This window comes from Stutzerimonas stutzeri SDM-LAC (assembly GCF_000235745.1).
In the GTDB taxonomy this organism is placed as follows: domain Bacteria; phylum Pseudomonadota; class Gammaproteobacteria; order Pseudomonadales; family Pseudomonadaceae; genus Stutzerimonas; species Stutzerimonas stutzeri_H.
This window is the reverse complement of record NZ_AGSX01000103.1, coordinates 1-16,882: the sequence shown is the minus strand read 5'-3', so window position 1 is coordinate 16,882 and position 16,882 is coordinate 1. Positions and strand designations below refer to the sequence as shown.

Here is a 16,882-nt window from a genome sequence, read left to right as displayed (position 1 = left end):
TTGATTAGATGAAAAGACCGATGATCATTGATCGTTCCCGTGATGACGAATTCATGCGCGAGGCCTTGGCGCTCGCCGCTGAAGGGGCGCGGCTCGGGGAAGTCCCGGTCGGTGCGGTGGTGGTGCAGGATGGCCAGATAGTCGGCCGCGGTTTCAACCGTCCGATCTCCAGTCACGACCCCAGCGCCCATGCTGAGATGGTCGCCATTCGCGACGCGGCATTGAGTCGGGAGAACTATCGTTTGCCGGGAAGCACGCTGTACGTGACGCTCGAACCCTGCAGCATGTGCGCTGGTTTGATCGTTCATTCACGTGTGCAGCGAGTGGTATACGGCGCAACGGAGCCCAAGGCGGGGGTTGCAGTCAGCCGAGGCGAGTTTTTCTCGCAGGGCTTTCTCAATCATCGCGTGTTGATCGAAGGCGGCGTAGCGGCACAGGAATGCAGCGAGATGCTGAGTGAGTTTTTCAAGGCGCGCCGTCTCAAATCACGAGGCGGTGAGGCAATGGAAGCTCGGTCGCAAGAGTAGCGGGCGGGCGCAGGGCTCAAACGTTGCTGCTGTAACGTCGCACGCCTGCTTCTGGCAGTTTTTCATAGGCGGCAACGCTGCCCTGTGCAGGAAACACCACCAGATGGTCAGCGGCGATGGCAATGCCTACCTCCTGACCAGTCGGGTAGTCCGCGTGGCTGGGAAATATTCCCTCAAGCTGATTTCCAGTGGGCAGCTGCAGGCGATACAAGGTTGAAGCGCCTAGAAAAGTCTTGCCGACGATGAGCGCCTTGAGCGCGCTTTCCGGCGCATAAACGATGTCATCCGGACGTAGCAGGACATCCACCGAGCTGCCCGCCGGCATGGTGTAGGCGCGGTTGCCACGGATGACGCCCAGTTCGGTCTGCACTGTTTCTGGATCGATCAGCTGGCCGCGAATGAAGTAGCCCTGGCCTATGAAGCTCGCCACAAAAGGTGTGAGCGGTTCATGGTAGAGGTTGAACGGCGTATCCCACTGTTCCAACCGACCATTCTTGAATACACCGACCTGATCGCTGACAGCGAAGGCTTCCTCCTGATCATGCGTGACGAGAATCGCACTGGTGCCGCGTGCCTTCAGAATTTCGCGTACTTCATGACTCAGGCGTCGGCGCAGGTCGCCATCGAGGTTGGAAAAAGGTTCATCCAGCAGGAGCAGTTCCGGCTCAGGTGCAAGGGCCCGGGCGAGCGCCACGCGTTGCTGCTGGCCACCGGACAGTTCGTGCGGATAGCGCCTGCCGAGTGGAGAGAGGTGCACCAGGTCAAGCATCTCGCGCACGATGCGTTGTGATTGCGGATGCTTGCGAATGCCAAAGCCGATGTTTTCCGTCACGGTCAGATGCGGGAACAGGGCATAGTCCTGAAACACCATGCCGACCCGGCGCTTCTCGGGTGCCAGTGTGAAGCCTCGCCGCGAAAGCACCGCGTCGCCCAGCTGGATCTCGCCTTCGTTGACGTGCTCGAAACCAGCGATAGCCCGCAATGTGGTGGTTTTACCGCAACCGGAAGGACCCAGCAGGCACCCGATGTCGCCGCGATTCAGGTGCAGATTGAGGTTCTGCACAATGCTCTGCCCGCCGTAACCGCAGGCGAGATCGCGAAGGTGCAACAGCGGCTCATGGCTCATGCGTGGTGGTAAGCCGGCTCGACCAAAAATTCAAGCAGGGCTTTTTGCACATGCAGACGGTTTTCGGCTTGCTGCCAGGCGACCGCGCGCTTGTCGTCGAGCAGGTCATGACTGATCTCCTCGCCGCGATGGGCGGGCAGGCAATGCATGAACAGAACGTCTTCAGCCGCCGCATCGAGCAAGGCCCGATCAACCTGGTACGGACGGAAGGTGGCAATACGAGCTGCGACTTCGTCTTCCTGGCCCATGGAGGCCCAGACGTCTGTGCTGACCAAGTGAGCGCCAGCCACCGCTTCGCGTGGGTCGCGGAAGATCTGCACCCGGTCACCCGCCCGCGCGAGCAGCTCGCCTTTGGGCTCGTAGCCCTCCGGGCAGGCGATACGCAGTTGGAAGTCGAATTGAAGCGCTGCCTCCATATAGGAGTTGCACATGTTGTTGCCGTCCCCGACCCAGGCTACGGTCTTGCCCGCGATGCTGCCGCGCAGCTCATGAAACGTCTGCATGTCGGCCATCAACTGGCAAGGGTGCAGATCGTCAGACAGTCCGTTGATTACCGGTACCGAGGAGCTCGCTGCAAATTCGGTCAGCGTCGAATGGGCGAAAGTGCGGATCATGATGGCGTCGAGCATGCTCGACATAACGATGGCTGAGTCGCTGATCGGCTCGCCGCGACCCAGTTGGGTGTCGCGGGGCGAGAGAAATATCGCCTGTCCGCCGAGTTGGATCATCCCGGCCTCGAAAGACAGTCTCGTGCGGGTCGAAGCTTTCTCGAAAATCATTCCAAGAACACGGTTCTTCAGCGGCTCGAACAGAATGCCGCGCTCGCGCAGATCCTTCAGCTCGATGCCGCGACGGACCAGGCCTAACAGCTCCTGGGGCGTGCAATCCATCAGTGAGAGAAAATGCCTTGCGCTCATATCAACTACCTTTATTGCCGCAGTCGAGGCCGGTGATTCCGACGAAAAAGAAAGGCCTACGACAGGGGTCGCATAGATGGCGACGAAACGGGAAAGGCGCGATCTTATCCAGAAAGGCTTGGCCTGCGCAAATCGGTCTCGGCGCGCCAGAATCCGCGCTGCCAGCGAGCTGTACCGTATGCGCGCTAATAAAAGCCGAGCTCGTGACTCGGCTTTTAGGCTGCTGTTCTGTACAATGCGCGGCAACCGAGACTAGCCGAGGTGCCCCATGGATATCATCGAAACTATCAAAGAGCAGATCGAAAAGAACCCGGTGCTGCTTTACATGAAAGGCTCGCCCAACGCACCGCAGTGCGGCTTTTCTGCCCGCGCGACCCAGGCTGTGATGGGTTGTGGCGAAAAGTTCGCCTATGTCGACATCCTGCAAAATCCTGAAATTCGTACCAATCTGCCCAAGTACGCCAACTGGCCGACCTTTCCCCAGCTGTGGGTAGATGGCGAGCTCGTCGGTGGCAGCGACATCATTCTGGAGATGTTCGAAAAGGGTGAGCTGCAGCCGCTGATCAAACAAGCCGTTGAGAAAGCCGGCGCCTGATCGCGACTCCTGAAAAACCCGCCTGCCGGCGGGTTTTTTTATGCCTGAGTTTCAGCTCGCTCAGTTCCTTTTGGCGAGATCTGGCTTCCGTGTTGCGTCAGGTAATAACGAAAGACGGGAGCCGAGGCTCCCGTCCATATAGCGAAGCGACCGGCTACTCGTCCATCTGCGACTGCAGATAGTTCTCCATGCCGACCTTGCCAATCAGGCTCAGCTGGGTTTCCAGCCAGTCGATATGTTCTTCTTCGGCTTCAAGGATGTCTTCTAGCAGCTCGCGGGTTCCGTAGTCGCCGACGCTCTCGCAATAGGCAATGGCGACCTTGAGGTCCTGGACGCCGCCTTGCTCGAGCTTGAGGTCACAGTCGAGCATCTCGCGCGTGTTTTCGCCGATCAGTAACTTTCCCAGATCCTGCAGATTGGGCAGGCCCTCCAGGAACAGGATGCGCTTGATCAGCTTGTCGGCATGCTTCATCTCGTCGATGGATTCTTCGTACTCATGCTTGCCGAGCTTGCCGAGTCCCCAGTCTTCATACATGCGCGCATGCAGGAAGTACTGGTTGATTGCGACCAGTTCGTTGCCGAGGATTTTGTTCAGATGCTGTATGACCAGCTTGTCGCCTTTCATATCGGTGCCCTGCGTCGAACCACGTTCTTAATGGGCGCAGTCTGGCCACGATCCTGGGTGCTGTCAAACCTAAGCCCTTGAATGTTAAAGGGTAAAGCGGAATAAGAATAAGTCTGTTCCGCGATATGGTGCCAAGGTATTGATTCGCGAACAGAAAAAAGCCGGGCATGTGCCCGGCTTCTATACATCGATTTGATTCTAGGCGGGAGCAAAACCTGCCGGGTAAGCAAGGGGGGCGCTGGCATTCTGAATATCGCTCAGGGTTTCGCGAACGACCTGCTTGGCGACACAAGCGCATTTACCACATTGCGTGGCTACGCCAGTCGCGTCTCGCACTTCCCGATAACTGCAGCAACCTTCGTAGATGGCTTCACGGATCTGGCCGTCGGTAACGCCCTGGCAAAGACACACGTACATATGAACTACCCGTTGGGTTTGCGATGGTTGAGATGCTAAACAGAATGAGAATGATTGTCAAAGAACGCTCGTCGGATTTCCTCATTTCAACAACCCACCTTTCAGCGGCGCGGGAGATCTCGCTACGGCCACCTCTGAAATCCTGTCAATAGGCTAAACTGCGGCTCTTTTTTTCGCCTGGAGCTGTCATGGCCCTGCAAGCCACCCCTTACAAAGTTGAAATCAATCTCACCGACCTCGATCGTCATGTTTATCAGGACCTGCGCTTCACCGTGGCTCGTCATCCATCGGAAACCGAGGAGCGAATGGTGGCGCGACTGATCGCCTACATACTCTGGTATGACGAAAAGCTCGCTTTTGGTCGGGGACTTTCGGATGTGGACGAGCCGGCGCTTTGGGAAAAGAGCCTGGACGATCGCGTGCTGCACTGGATCGAAGTCGGTCAGCCGGACGCTGAGCGGATCACCTGGTGCTCGCGCCGTGCCGAGCGCTTCAGCCTGGTGGCTTACGGCAATTTGCGGGTGTGGCAGACCAAGGTGCTCGACAGCGTGCGCAGCCTGAAGAAGATCAACGTGGTAGCGGTGGGGCAGGAGGCACTGGAAGCTGTGGCGCAGGATTTGCCCAGGGCGATCAGCTGGAGTGTGATGGTCAGTGAAGGATCGCTCTTCATTACCGACGAGCGTGGCCAGCACGAAGTGCCGCTCGAATGGATGATCGGCGAACGCGGTTGAACACTCACCGACTACCCGGACCTGCTTCTTGGTCCGCTTCAAAATTGCTCGTACCGATCGAGCAATAGCAGGTCAGGCTGCCGAGCGCAGTTTCAAGCCGCTAACGGCATTATTGCCAACGGGCGAGCAACAGACGTTGTTCGCGTTGTGCAGCCTGTAAGGCCATTGGCTGCAAGTGAACCTCGGTGCCCGGTAGGCACTGCGCCAGGCGTGCCACCGCAAGTGGTGTCAGCGCGCCCAGCCTCGGATAACCGCCAATGGTCTGCCGGTCATTGAGCAGGACGATAGGCTGCCCATCCGGCGGAACTTGAATCGCGCCCAATGGCACACCTTCGGAAATCATCGATTGTCGTGAGCTGCGCAGCACAGGGCCGAGCAGGCGGATACCCATGCGATCGGCGCGCTGGTCCACCGTCCATTTACTATTGAATGCATCGAAAAGGCTTTGCCCGCTGAAGTCGCCGATCTGCGCGCCAAGCACCACCTGCAGCGGTTCTGAGGATGACAACGGTGTGATCGAATCAGCATCCAGCTCACGCGGCCTGGGCGCAGTGCCGCTCCACTGCAGTCGATCACCCTGGGCCAGCGGCTGGCCATCGCCGTGCAGGCCGCCAAGCGCCTCGCGCCTCACCGTCGAGCAGCTGTCCAGCGTCAGAGGTGCGGCAAAGCCACCCGGCGCGGCAAGATAGGCGCGCACACCTCGACGCGGTTGGGCAAACGTCAGGCGTTGACCCTTGCGAATGTTGAAGCTGCGCCCCGGTTCAAGCGGTTGCCCATCCAGCGTAGCCGCAAGGTCTGCGCCGCACAGCGCTAGGCAGTTGTCAGCTTCGGCCAGCAGGGCGAAATTTCCCAGTGTGATTTCGATGGTTGCGGCCTGCAGCGGATTTCCCAGCAGCCAGTTCGCCCATGTCTGAGAAATCCAGTCCGCTGCGCCGCTCTGGGTCACGCCGAGATGACGGACACCGAACCGGCCGCCGTCCTGCAGGCTGGCCATGGCGCCGCTGCGCTCGATCAACAGGCTCATGGCGTCACCTCGAAAGGACTATCGTCTCCGCCGAGCCGAATGAACTCGGCGCGTTCGATGGGTTGGAAACGCACGCGATCACCGGGTTGCCAGATGCTGTAGCCGTCCAGCTCCCGATCGAACAGCCGCGTCGGGCTGCGGCCGATGAGGTTCCAGCCCCCGGGTGATACCAGCGGATAGATAGCGGTCTGACGATCAGCGATACCGAGACTGCCAGCCGGAACCTGCTTGCGTGGCGTTTGCAGACGCGGGCTGGCGAGGGATTCGTCGACCAGCCCCATGAACGCGAACCCAGGTGCGAAACCCAGCGCGAAAACCTGATAGGTACGGGCACTGTGGCGCTCGATCACGCCCGTAACGCCAAGCCCGCTGCGCTGACCCAATGCTTCGAGTTCCGGACCGACGCTTGGGTCGTACCAGACCGGGATATCCAGCTCGCGCGCCTTGCCCCCTGCATCCGGCTGCAGTTCATGCAGCGCATCCGCTACCCGCTGACGCGCCTGGTCGTCATCCAGTTGCGCCAGGTCGTAATGAATGAGCAGGCTGGTGTAGGACGGCACCAGATCGATCAGGGCGGCGCCGAAGCTATCGCGCAGACGCCGTGCAGCGGCCAGTAGCCAGGGCATATGAGCTTCGTCGATCTCGTCGAACAGGCGCAGCATCAAGCTGTCGATGCCGACGACTTCGATACGCGGCTTCATGCCGGCAGCTTCTCGAGCGCCTGCCGGATGCGCTGCACCGCGGCGACCGAACCGGCGTTGTCACCGTGCACGCAGAGCGTGTCGGCGCGCAGGATCAGCGAGCTGCCGTCACTGGCGGTCAGCGCTTCACCTTTGGCCAGGCAGAGGGCCTGGGCCGTGATCGTTTCGGCATCGTGATGAACCGCGCCGGGCAGTGCTCGGGATACCAGCATGCCGGCCGCGTCATAGGCACGATCAGCGAACACTTCGAACCACAGTGTTACGCCCAGCTCGTCGGCCAATGCCTGCGCGCCGCTGTTGTCGCGCGTGGACATCAGCATCAGGGGCAGCGACGAGGAATAGGAGATCACGGCTTTCATCACTGCGCGGAGCAGTTCGGGGTTGCGCATCATGTCGTTGTAGAGCGCGCCGTGCGGTTTGACGTAGCGCACCTCGGTGCCCTCCGCGCGGCAGATGCCGTCCAGCGCGCCGATTTGATAGAGCAGCATGTTTTCCACTTCCTCTGGCGTGCATGCCATCGAGCGGCGGCCGAAGCCGACCAGATCGGGGTAGGCCGGGTGGGCGCCGATCTTCACATCATGCTGCGTTGCCAGCGCGACGGTGCGCCGCATGATCTGCGGGTCCGAGGCGTGAAAACCGCACGCGATGTTAGCGCAGTCGATAAACGGCATGACCTCGGCATCGAGGCCCATGGACCAGGCTCCGAAGCTCTCGCCAATGTCGCAGTTGAGTAACAGAGGCTTCATGGTGGTCTCCGGAGTGATGGGGTCGTATGGGCCTGGCGTGATGCCTGCGATGATAAGGCATCGATGTGCGATTCCTGATCATAGGGCACGCCGTCGGCGTGCGGCCCGCCAACAGTTCATTGCTGTATGCTTGCGGCCAGCTCAAGCGGGGCCTGCTGCGTAGGCACTTGCTGCCGCGACTGCCTTGGTGATCAGAATCAAGAGTCGCCCCTGCGCGGCAGCGTCTGCCATGCCCTGACGCGACAACCAGTCTGCGCGCGCCGCTCATCGCTTCCACCACTTCATGCTACACGCCGGATAATCAACAGATGCGCATCGAACCCCGCCCACTCCCCGAACGGCTTCCCGACCTGGGCGACTTGCCGCCGCTGCTGACGCGCCTCTATGCCGCCCGCGGCGTGCAGTCGGTGACTGAGCTGGATAAGGGGTTGGCGCGTTTGATCCCGTACGGCCAGCTCAAGGGCATCGATGTGGCCGTGACGCTGCTGGTCGAGGCATTGGAGAACCGCCAGCGCATCCTCTTCGTTGGCGATTTCGATGCCGACGGCGCCACGGCCAGCACCGTTGGCGTGCTGGGTTTGCGTCAGTTGGGCGCTGCGCATGTGGACTATCTGGTTCCCAACCGCTTCGAATACGGTTACGGCCTGACGCCGGAAATCGTCGCCGTGGCGCTCGAACGCCAGCCCGATCTGCTGGTGACGGTGGACAACGGCATCTCCAGCGTGGACGGCGTCGCAGCGGCCAAGGCGGCCGGGCTCAAGGTGCTGGTGACCGACCATCATCTGCCGGGTCCGGAGCTGCCCGCCGCCGATGCCATCGTCAATCCCAACCAGCCGGAATGCGCATTCCCGAGCAAGTGCATCGCTGGTGTGGGCGTTATCTTCTACGTGTTGCTGGCGCTGCGTGCCCGGCTGCGCGAGGCGGGCTGGTTCAGCCGTAATGGTTGGGCGGAGCCGAACCTGGCCGAGCTGCTGGATCTGGTCGCGCTGGGCAGCGTCGCTGATGTGGTGCCGCTGGACGCGAACAACCGCATCCTTGTCCACCAGGGGCTGGCGCGCATTCGTGCCGGCCGGGCGCGGCCGGGGTTGCGGGCTATTCTCGAAGTTGCCGGACGTGACCACAGCCGCATCACCTCGACCGATCTCGGTTTTATTCTCGGCCCGCGCTTGAATGCGGCGGGGCGTCTTGATGACATGGCTCTGGGCATCGAGTGCCTGCTCTGCGAAGACGAGGCACTGGCACGCGACATGGCCGTGCAACTCGATCAGCTCAATCAGGATCGCAAGGGCATCGAACAGGGCATGCAGCGCGAGGCGCTGGCTCAGCTGAAAGACCTGCCGCTGGACGACATGCCGTTCGGCCTTTGTCTGTTCGACCCGGACTGGCACCAGGGCGTCATCGGCATCCTCGCCTCGCGGCTCAAGGAGCGCTATCACCGCCCGACCATCGCCTTCGCCGATGCCGGCGACGGCGTGCTGAAAGGCTCCGCGCGCTCGGTGCCGGGTTTTCATATCCGTGATGCACTGGATGCTGTGGCGGCGCGCCATCCTGGCCTTATCAGTAAGTTCGGTGGCCACGCGATGGCGGCCGGCCTGTCGCTGCCGGAGGCTAACTTCGGTGCGTTCGCGGCGGCCTTCGATGCCGAGGTACGGCGCCAGCTCTGCGAGGACGACCTGACCGGCCGTCTGCTTACCGATGGTCAGCTGAGCATCGAGGAGTTCCATCTGGAACTGGCCAAGGCGCTGCGCAATGCCGGGCCGTGGGGGCAGCATTTCCCCGAGCCGGTTTTCCACGGCGTGTTCCAGCTGGTGCAGCAGCGACTGGTCGGCGAGAAGCACCTGAAAATGGTGCTCAAGAGCGAGTGCGGCTCGCTGACCCTCGATGGCATCGCCTTCAATATCGATCGCGACCTCTGGCCCAACCCCAACGTGCGCTGGGCGGACCTGGCCTACAAGCTGGACGTCAACGAATTTCGCGGTCGCGAAAGCGTGCAATTGCTGGTGGCGCATATCGCGGCGCGCTGATTTCAGGTTCACGACCGATAATGCGCAGCCAAGGTGGCGCGGACTCTAGCCGGCGCTAGCTGGACATCCTTTCGCGAGCAAGCTCGCTCCTACGGCAGCGACGGCGTATCCGGACTCGGCACTGCCAGTTGCAAGATCGGTTATCTGAATCGGTCCCTATTTGCCGCAACGTCTTTCGTTGGCTACCGCCCAGCTCCGGCCTAGAGTGTTCCCATTACAAGAACAATCCTCCGGAGCCAGCGATGAGCGAATCGATCCTGCACCACCGTGCCTGCCACCTGTGCGAAGCCATCTGTGGCCTGACCATCGAAACCCGTGATGAGCAGATCGTTTCCATCAAGGGCGATCCGCAGGATAGTTTCAGTCGCGGTCATATCTGCCCCAAGGCCGTCGCGCTGCAGGACATCCAGAACGACCCGGATCGCCTGCGCCACCCGGTGCGCCGGGTCGGCGGCGAATGGCAGGCGATCGAGTGGGATGAGGCGTTCGCGCTGGTGGCCGAGCGCCTGGCCGACATCCGCGAGCGTCACGGCAACAATGCGGTGGCGGTCTATCAGGGCAATCCCAGCGTGCACAACTACGGGCTGATGACCCACAGCAACTATTTTCTCGGCCAGTTGAAAACCCGTAACCGTTTCTCGGCGACATCGGTCGATCAGCTGCCGCATCACCTGACCAGTCTGATGATGTACGGCCACGGCCTGCTGATCCCGATCCCGGACATTGATCACACCGACTTCATGCTGATACTGGGCGGGAACCCGCTGGCATCCAACGGCAGCATCATGACTGTCCCCGACGTGGAAAAGCGCCTCAAGGCGTTGCAGGCACGTGGCGGCATGCTGGTGGTGGTCGATCCGCGCCGTAGCGAAACCGCTGCTATTGCCGATCAGCATCTGTTCGTTCGCCCCGGGGAAGATGCCGCGTTGCTGTTCGGTCTGCTCCACACGCTGTTCGATGAGGGCCTGACCCGCACCAGCCATCTGCCGGTGGATGGTCTGGAAGACCTCCGGGCGGCGGTGGCGCCTTTCTCAGCCGAGTCGATGAGCCCGCGCTGTGGCGTGTCCGCCGAGCAAATTCGCCAGTTGGCACGTAACTTCGCCGCGGCGGATAGGGCGGTTTGCTACGGGCGCATGGGCGTGTCGACCCAGGCGTTCGGCACGTTGTGCCAATGGCTGGTGCAGTCGATCAATCTGGTAACCGGAAATCTGGATCGGGTCGGCGGTGCGCTATGCACCGAGCCGGCTGTTGATCTGGTGGCCAACACCTCTGGCGGGCATTTCAATCGCTGGCAGAGCCGGGTCTCAGGACTGCCGGAGTATGGAGGTGAGCTGCCAGTATCGGCACTGGCCGAGGAAATGCTCACCGAGGGTGACGGGCAGATTCGCGCGTTAATAACGGTTGCGGGCAATCCGGTGCTATCGACGCCCAATGGCCGTCAGCTGGAACAGGCGCTGGACGGCCTTGAGTTCATGCTCAGCGTGGATTTCTACATCAATGAAACTACTCGCTACGCCGATTTGATCCTGCCGCCGACCGCGCCGCTGGAGCATGACCACTACGACACCACTTTCAATGTCTTTGCCGTGCGCAACGTTACCCGCTTCAACGAAGCGGTACTGAGCAAGCCAACCGGTGCGCTGCACGACTGGGAAATCTTTGTCGGTCTGGCCAGAGCCTTTGCGGCGCGTACCGGCGGCGATCTCAAGCCGACCATCGCACCGGAGCAGATGATCGACCTGGGCCTGCGCGCCGGGCCGTACGGTGACAGCAGCGAACTGGCGTTAAGCCTGTCCAGGCTGCGCGACTATCCGCATGGCCTCGATCTCGGCGCGCTCAAGCCGAATCTCGCCGGGCGGCTGAAGACCGCGAACCAGCGTATCCAGGCGGCGCCGGAATTGTTTCTAGGTGATGTGCAACGCTTTGCTTCTGCATCCGAGCCGCACCCGAATCAGCTCGTTCTGATCGGCCGTCGACATGTGCGCAGTAACAATTCATGGATGCACAATTATCACCGCCTGGTGAAGGGCAAACCGCGCCATCAGCTGCTGATGAATCCTGCGGACCTGAACCGACTCGGGTTGCTCGACGGTCAGCGCGTACGGGTTCGCTCGCGGGTCGGGATGATCGAGGTGGAGGTCGCCGCCAGCGACGAAATGATGCCCGGTGTGGTCAGCCTGCCGCATGGCTGGGGACATGCTCGCCCTGGCGTGCAGATGAGCATCGCCAGCAACCAGCCCGGGGCCAGTGCCAACGACCTGACCGATGAGCGTCAGCTTGATGCGCTGTCCGGTAATGCGGCGCTCAATGGTGTACCGGTAGAAGTAGAAGCGGCATAGCTGCAGCTATAGGGTGAATGGTCACCGGCCTTCCCTGATGCTCTAAACATTTCTGAACGAGACAGCGCTGGCGCATTGACGAGCGATGCGTCGGTCGTTTCGTCGTGCTGTGCGGGCTTCAAGCCGCGCTGCCGATAGGGTTTGGCTCGCGCACGTGTGCAACACCTCGTCACCGATTGTTCGGCAAGCACCACCCCAACCGAGCAAAGTCGCCGAAACAGTCTGTACTAAAGGATGTCCAAAAACGCATCCCATGCAGTCGAGGTTTCCATGACACAGCTCTTCCAACCGCTCACCCTGCGCCAGCTGACCCTGCCCAATCGCATCGCCGTATCGCCCATGTGTCAGTACTCGGCCAAGGCGGGTATGGCCAACGATTGGCATCTGGTGCACCTGGGTAGCCGCGCAGTGGGAGGGGCGGGGCTGGTGATCATCGAGGCAACCGCTGTTTCGGCCAATGGACGGATTTCGCCTGAGGATCTGGGGATATGGTCTGACGAGCACATCGAGCCGCTGCGGCGAATCACGCGCTTCATCGAGGCTCAGGGCTCGGTCGCCGGAATTCAGTTGGCCCATGCCGGCCGCAAAGCCAGCACCTGGCAGCCCTGGCTTGGGCGCCACGGTAGTGTGCCCATCGCCGCAGGGGGCTGGACGCCGGTAGGCCCGTCGACGATTGCCTTCGATCCGGAGCATGCGGTTCCGACTGCGCTCGATGAGGCAGGGATCCAGGACGTCATCCAGGCATTTATTCGTGCCGCAGAACGGGCACTCGCAGCGGGCTTCAAGATTGCCGAAATACACGCCGCGCACGGCTACCTGCTGCATCAGTTCCTCTCGCCGCTCTCCAACCAGCGCCAGGACGCCTACGGCGGCTCGTTCGACAACCGTATCCGGCTGCTGCTGGAAGTTACCGAGGCGGTGCGGGCGGTATGGCCGGAGGAGCTGCCGTTGTTCGTTCGCCTGTCCGCAACCGACTGGGTGCAGGACGGCTGGAACGCGGAAGAAACCGTCGAACTGGCGCGCCGGCTGAAATTGTTGGGCGTCGACTTGATCGACGTGTCGTCCGGCGGCACGGCGGTTAACGCCGAAATTCCGGTCGGCCCGGGTTACCAGACCCAGTTCGCCGAGCAGGTCCGTCGCGGTGCGGAAATCGCCACCGGCACCGTCGGCATGATCACCGAGGCAGTCCAGGCCGAACACATCCTGCGTACCGGCCAAGCCGATCTGATTCTGCTGGCGCGCGAGCTGCTGCGCGATCCTTACTGGCCGCTGCATGCCGCCGAGGATTTGCGTGACAGCTCGGTGCCTTGGCCCGCCCAGTATGCGCGTGCGGCCCACCGCAACACGCCGATCAGGCAGGTTCCTGATTCGCTCGATGTACACACTGCGTCATAACTACAGGTAGGTGTCCTCATGAAAACCAGCGGTTTGCTCGATCAACTGCTCAAATCGGGTCAGGACCTGTTGCAGAAGCAGCAAAGCTCCGTGACGCGCTCAACACCTTCGAAGAGTGGAGGTTCGCTGGGAGATATGCTCTCCGGCGCGGGTGGCCCTCTCGGCTCCATTCTGGGTGGCGGCGGAGGAGGCATCGGAAAGGGTGCGTTGGCAACCGGTGCGCTCGGCATGTTGCTGGGGAGTCGGAGCGGGCGTCGCATGGGCGGCAAGGCTGTTACCTACGGTGGCTTGGCCGCGCTCGGCATGCTGGCCTACAAGGCTTATGGCAACTGGCAAGCGCAGCAGGCGCAACAAGGCGTTGCGGCAGCGGCAAGCACGTCCCGGACCGAGCCGAAGACTGTCGATCGGCTACCGCCGGAACAGGTAGAAGAACACAGCCGCGGCATCCTCAAGGCGCTGGTCGCGGCGGCCAAATCCGACGGCCATGTGGACGATCAGGAGCGCAAGATGATCGAGGCTGAACTAGCCCAGCTCACCGACGATCCTGAATTGCAGCATTGGCTTGAGGCGGAGTTGAACAAACCGCTCGATCCGGTAGATGTGGCCGCGGCTGCAACCACCCCTGAGATGGCTTCGGAGATGTACCTCGCCAGTGTTCTGATGGTGGATGAGGAGCACTTCATGGAACGGGCTTATCTGGATGAACTGGCTCGGCAATTGAAGCTCGACGCGCAATTGAAGGCTGAACTGGAAAGCCAGGTGCGCGGCGTTTCCGCGTAGTGTGGACGAGGCGGCACAGGTGCCGCCTTTGCCCGCTGGTCTGCCCGCTTTGCTTGACAATCACCGCCCCGGCGGTCCTGCGTGGGCTGTCAGCTGCAGCTTGCTGCGCTATAATCGCCGGCTTTTCGCACCGTCCGATTGAGAGCTGCCTACCTATGGAAATCAACCCGATCCTCAACAGCATCAAGGACCTGTCCGACCGCACCCAGTCAATTCGGGGGTATCTTTGACTACGATCAGAAGCATGATCGTCTCGTCGAAGTAAACCGCGAACTCGAAGACCCGAACGTCTGGAACAAGCCCGAGTACGCCCAGAACCTGGGCCGCGAGCGCGCCACCCTGGCGCAGATCGTCGAAACCATCGATGACCTCGAGGGCGGCCTGGCCGACTCCCGCGACCTGCTCGACATGGCTGTCGAAGAAGACGATCAGAGCGCCGTAGACGACGTCGCCGCCGAGCTCGACCGCCTGCGCGGCATCCTCGAAGGGCTGGAATTCCGCCGCATGTTCAGCGGCGAGATGGACCCCAACAACGCCTACCTCGATATCCAGGCCGGTTCCGGCGGCACCGAAGCTCAGGACTGGGCAAACATCCTGCTGCGCATGTACCTGCGCTGGGCCGACAAGCGCGGTTTCAGCGCCGAGATCGTCGAGCTGTCCGAAGGTGAAGTCGCCGGCATCAAGGGCGCTACCGTACACATCAAGGGCGAATACGCCTTTGGCTGGTTGCGCACCGAGATCGGCGTGCACCGCTTGGTGCGCAAGAGCCCGTTCGACTCTGGCGCGCGCCGCCACACCTCATTCTCGGCAGTGTTCGTCTCGCCCGAGATCGACGACAGGGTCGAGATCGACATCAACCCGGCCGACCTGCGCATCGACACCTACCGCTCTTCCGGTGCCGGTGGTCAGCACGTCAACACCACCGACTCGGCGGTACGTATCACCCACGTACCAACCAACACGGTGGTGGCCTGCCAGAACGAGCGTTCCCAGCACGCGAACAAGGACACCGCCATGAAAATGCTGCGGGCCCGGTTGTACGAGCAGGAAATGCAGAAGCGCAACGCGGCCTCCCAGGCACTGGAAGACACCAAGTCCGATATCGGCTGGGGTCATCAGATTCGCTCCTATGTGCTCGACGACTCGCGCATCAAGGATCTGCGTACCGGCGTGGAACGAAGCGACTGCCAGAAGGTGCTGGATGGCGACATCGACCAGTACCTCGAAGCCAGTTTGAAACAGGGGCTCTAAGCCGCTGTGCTTGGCGAGTGGAGGTGGGCTGCAGCGCAACGTCGCCAAGCCCACTCTGCATCAGCTTTGCATACCAATTAGGGTGGGCTTCAGCCGACCAAGACGGGGCAGTACCTGCTGCGGAGCACTTTCCGGCACGGTCTTCCCAGGATTCATCCAATCGATCCAGGCATTTTGAAACCATGAGCGAACAACCGCTGAACCAGCACGCTATCCAAGAGGAAGAAAACAGCCTGATCCTTCAGCGCAAGGAAAAACTGGCCGCCGAGCGCGCCAAGGGCAACGTCTTCCCCAATGACTTCCGTCGCGACAGCTACTGCAACGACCTGCAGCTGAAATACGTCGACAAGACCAAGGAAGAGCTGGCAGAAGCGGCAATCCCGGTGAAAGTTGCCGGTCGCATCATGCTCAACCGCGGCGCCTTCATGGTCTTGCAGGACATGACCGGGCGCATCCAGGTTTACGTCAACCGCAAGACACTGCCGGCCGAGACCCTGGAAGCCATCAAACACTGGGACCTGGGCGACATCATCGCTGCCGAGGGCACCCTGGCGCGTTCCGGTAAGGGCGACCTCTACGTTGAAATGACTGACGTGCGCCTGCTAACCAAGTCGCTGCGCCCGCTGCCCGACAAGCACCACGGCCTGACCGACACCGAGCAGCGCTATCGTCAGCGCTACGTTGACCTGATCGTCAACGAGGAAACCCGCCACACCTTCCGTGTGCGTTCCCAGGTGATCGGCCACATCCGCAAATTCCTCAACGAGCGCGACTTCCTGGAAGTCGAGACGCCGATGCTGCAGACCATCCCCGGCGGTGCCGCAGCCAAGCCGTTCGAAACCCATCACAATGCGCTGGACCTTCCGATGTTCCTGCGCATCGCGCCGGAGCTTTACCTCAAGCGCCTGGTGGTCGGTGGTTTCGAGCGCGTCTTCGAGATCAACCGCAACTTCCGTAACGAAGGCGTCTCGACCCGGCACAACCCCGAGTTCACCATGCTCGAGTTCTACCAGGCCTACGCCGATTACGAAGACAACATGGACCTCACCGAGGAGCTGTTCCGCGAGCTGGCGCAGCTGGTGCTCGGCAGCACCGACGTGCCCTACGGCGACAAGGTGTTCCACTTCGGCGAGCCCTTCGCACGGCTATCGGTGTTCGATTCGATTCTGAAGTACAACCCGGAGATCAGTGCTGCCGACCTGCAGGATATCGACACCGCCCGCGCCATCGCCAAGAAGGCTGGCGCCAAGGTGCTCGGCTTCGAAGGGCTGGGCAAGCTGCAGGTGATGATTTTCGAGGAACTGGTCGAGCACAAGCTGGAGCAGCCGACGTTCATCACCCGTTACCCCTTCGAAGTCTCGCCGCTGGCACGTCGCAGCAACGATGATCCGAGCGTCACTGACCGCTTCGAGCTGTTCATCGGCGGCCGTGAAATCGCCAACGCGTACTCCGAGTTGAACGACGCCGAAGATCAGGCCGAGCGCTTCCATGCACAGGTGCGTGACAAGGACGCCGGTGATGATGAAGCCATGCATTTCGATGCCGACTTCGTCCGCGCGCTGGAATACGGCATGCCGCCGACCGCGGGTGAAGGTATCGGCATCGACCGTCTGGTCATGCTGCTGACCAACTCGCCGTCGATCCGCGACGTGATCCTGTTCCCACATATGCGCCCTGAGGTCTG

At 61.4% G+C, this 16,882-nt stretch carries 16 protein-coding genes; 9 read left to right on the top strand and 7 right to left on the bottom strand.

The annotated features are described in order from the left end of the window. Nucleotides 1-8 precede the first annotated feature (8 nt). Complete coding sequence (gene tadA / locus PSTU_RS0110750) at nt 9-527, top strand: tRNA adenosine(34) deaminase TadA (RefSeq protein ID WP_019341031.1); 519 nt, start codon at nt 9-11, stop codon at nt 525-527. A 16-nt stretch (nt 528-543) separates the two neighbouring features. Here the strand turns inward: tadA and PSTU_RS0110745 are convergent, their stop codons facing one another. Both PSTU_RS0110745 and argF read right to left on the bottom strand, forming a co-directional pair. Further along, nucleotides 544-1,653 carry an ABC transporter ATP-binding protein gene (locus PSTU_RS0110745; protein ID WP_019341030.1) on the bottom strand — a complete coding sequence of 370 codons (1,110 nt, stop codon included), beginning with the start codon at nt 1,651-1,653 and terminating at the stop codon, nt 544-546. After that, a complete protein-coding gene (argF, locus tag PSTU_RS0110740; protein ID WP_019341029.1) occupies nt 1,650-2,570 on the bottom strand; it encodes an ornithine carbamoyltransferase in 921 nt (306 codons plus the stop codon). The genes PSTU_RS0110745 and argF overlap by 4 nt, the downstream gene beginning before the upstream one ends. Before the next feature lie 268 nt (nt 2,571-2,838). On the opposite strand from argF, the gene grxD reads away from it, so the two are divergent. Further along, complete coding sequence (grxD, locus tag PSTU_RS0110735) at nt 2,839-3,165, top strand: Grx4 family monothiol glutaredoxin (RefSeq protein WP_019341028.1); 327 nt, start codon at nt 2,839-2,841, stop codon at nt 3,163-3,165. 154 nt (nt 3,166-3,319) lie between these two features. On the opposite strand, the gene bfr is transcribed toward grxD, so the two are convergent. Both bfr and PSTU_RS21355 read right to left on the bottom strand, forming a co-directional pair. Beyond that, the gene (gene bfr / locus PSTU_RS0110730; protein ID WP_019341027.1) at nt 3,320-3,790 is read right to left on the bottom strand and encodes a bacterioferritin; all 471 of its coding nucleotides are present in this window, start codon (nt 3,788-3,790) and stop codon (nt 3,320-3,322) included. A 198-nt stretch (nt 3,791-3,988) separates the two neighbouring features. After that, nucleotides 3,989-4,207 carry a bacterioferritin-associated ferredoxin gene (locus PSTU_RS21355; protein WP_019341026.1) on the bottom strand — a complete coding sequence of 73 codons (219 nt, stop codon included), beginning with the start codon at nt 4,205-4,207 and terminating at the stop codon, nt 3,989-3,991. Between the two features lie 188 nt (nt 4,208-4,395). On the opposite strand from PSTU_RS21355, the gene PSTU_RS0110720 reads away from it, so the two are divergent. Beyond that, nucleotides 4,396-4,938, top strand: a complete 543-nt coding sequence (locus PSTU_RS0110720; protein WP_019341025.1) for a YaeQ family protein — start codon at nt 4,396-4,398, stop codon at nt 4,936-4,938. Between the two features lie 109 nt (nt 4,939-5,047). Here the strand turns inward: PSTU_RS0110720 and PSTU_RS0110715 are convergent, their stop codons facing one another. From PSTU_RS0110715 to PSTU_RS0110705, 3 genes are read right to left on the bottom strand one after another with little or no spacing between them, the layout of a single operon-like run. Next, nucleotides 5,048-5,962, bottom strand: coding sequence for a biotin-dependent carboxyltransferase family protein (locus tag PSTU_RS0110715; RefSeq protein ID WP_019341024.1), 915 nt, complete (start codon nt 5,960-5,962; stop codon nt 5,048-5,050). Beyond that, nucleotides 5,959-6,663, bottom strand: a complete 705-nt coding sequence (gene pxpB, locus PSTU_RS0110710; RefSeq protein ID WP_019341023.1) for a 5-oxoprolinase subunit PxpB — start codon at nt 6,661-6,663, stop codon at nt 5,959-5,961. Before pxpB ends, PSTU_RS0110715 begins: the two co-directional genes overlap by 4 nt. Then, nucleotides 6,660-7,409, bottom strand: a complete 750-nt coding sequence (locus PSTU_RS0110705) for a 5-oxoprolinase subunit PxpA (RefSeq protein WP_019341022.1) — start codon at nt 7,407-7,409, stop codon at nt 6,660-6,662. Before PSTU_RS0110705 ends, pxpB begins: the two co-directional genes overlap by 4 nt. 308 nt (nt 7,410-7,717) lie before the next feature. Here PSTU_RS0110705 and recJ point away from each other — a divergent pair, with 308 nt between their 5' ends. From recJ to lysS, 6 genes are all read left to right on the top strand, one after another. Continuing rightward, nucleotides 7,718-9,433, top strand: a complete 1,716-nt coding sequence (gene recJ / locus PSTU_RS0110700) for a single-stranded-DNA-specific exonuclease RecJ (protein WP_019341021.1) — start codon at nt 7,718-7,720, stop codon at nt 9,431-9,433. A gap of 242 nt (nt 9,434-9,675) precedes the next feature. Continuing rightward, nucleotides 9,676-11,772 carry a molybdopterin oxidoreductase family protein gene (locus PSTU_RS0110695; protein WP_019341020.1) on the top strand — a complete coding sequence of 699 codons (2,097 nt, stop codon included), beginning with the start codon at nt 9,676-9,678 and terminating at the stop codon, nt 11,770-11,772. Between the two features lie 270 nt (nt 11,773-12,042). Continuing rightward, on the top strand, nt 12,043-13,167 hold the full coding sequence (locus PSTU_RS0110690; protein WP_019341019.1) for an NADH:flavin oxidoreductase/NADH oxidase: 1,125 nt from the start codon (nt 12,043-12,045) through the stop codon (nt 13,165-13,167). Between the two features lie 18 nt (nt 13,168-13,185). Beyond that, complete coding sequence (locus PSTU_RS0110685) at nt 13,186-13,947, top strand: tellurite resistance TerB family protein (RefSeq protein ID WP_019341018.1); 762 nt, start codon at nt 13,186-13,188, stop codon at nt 13,945-13,947. Between the two features lie 155 nt (nt 13,948-14,102). Beyond that, nucleotides 14,103-15,198 (top strand): peptide chain release factor 2 gene (prfB, locus tag PSTU_RS0110680; protein ID WP_100206780.1). Its coding sequence is split into 2 segments (ribosomal slippage): nt 14,103-14,174 and nt 14,176-15,198, totalling 1,095 coding nucleotides; the frame shifts between segments, so codons are not numbered across the junction. Between the two features lie 182 nt (nt 15,199-15,380). Beyond that, the coding region (gene lysS / locus PSTU_RS0110675; protein ID WP_019341017.1) for a lysine--tRNA ligase at nt 15,381-16,882 on the top strand (1,502 nt) is incomplete at its 3' end.

What these genes read in the sequence shown, in the direction of transcription:
- tadA (WP_019341031.1), top strand. Translation starts at nt 9, where the DNA reads ATGAAAAGACCGATGATCATTGATCGTTCCCGTGATGACGAATTCATG.
- PSTU_RS0110695 (WP_019341020.1), top strand. Translation starts at nt 9,676, where the DNA reads ATGAGCGAATCGATCCTGCACCACCGTGCCTGCCACCTGTGCGAAGCC.
- PSTU_RS0110705 (WP_019341022.1), bottom strand. Translation starts at nt 7,409, where the DNA reads ATGAAGCCTCTGTTACTCAACTGCGACATTGGCGAGAGCTTCGGAGCC.
- PSTU_RS0110720 (WP_019341025.1), top strand. Translation starts at nt 4,396, where the DNA reads ATGGCCCTGCAAGCCACCCCTTACAAAGTTGAAATCAATCTCACCGAC.
- pxpB (WP_019341023.1), bottom strand. Translation starts at nt 6,663, where the DNA reads ATGAAGCCGCGTATCGAAGTCGTCGGCATCGACAGCTTGATGCTGCGC.
- bfr (WP_019341027.1), bottom strand. Translation starts at nt 3,790, where the DNA reads ATGAAAGGCGACAAGCTGGTCATACAGCATCTGAACAAAATCCTCGGC.
- PSTU_RS21355 (WP_019341026.1), bottom strand. Translation starts at nt 4,207, where the DNA reads ATGTACGTGTGTCTTTGCCAGGGCGTTACCGACGGCCAGATCCGTGAA.
- PSTU_RS0110685 (WP_019341018.1), top strand. Translation starts at nt 13,186, where the DNA reads ATGAAAACCAGCGGTTTGCTCGATCAACTGCTCAAATCGGGTCAGGAC.
- PSTU_RS0110690 (WP_019341019.1), top strand. Translation starts at nt 12,043, where the DNA reads ATGACACAGCTCTTCCAACCGCTCACCCTGCGCCAGCTGACCCTGCCC.
- recJ (WP_019341021.1), top strand. Translation starts at nt 7,718, where the DNA reads ATGCGCATCGAACCCCGCCCACTCCCCGAACGGCTTCCCGACCTGGGC.
- PSTU_RS0110745 (WP_019341030.1), bottom strand. Translation starts at nt 1,653, where the DNA reads ATGAGCCATGAGCCGCTGTTGCACCTTCGCGATCTCGCCTGCGGTTAC.
- PSTU_RS0110715 (WP_019341024.1), bottom strand. Translation starts at nt 5,962, where the DNA reads ATGAGCCTGTTGATCGAGCGCAGCGGCGCCATGGCCAGCCTGCAGGAC.
- argF (WP_019341029.1), bottom strand. Translation starts at nt 2,570, where the DNA reads ATGAGCGCAAGGCATTTTCTCTCACTGATGGATTGCACGCCCCAGGAG.
- grxD (WP_019341028.1), top strand. Translation starts at nt 2,839, where the DNA reads ATGGATATCATCGAAACTATCAAAGAGCAGATCGAAAAGAACCCGGTG.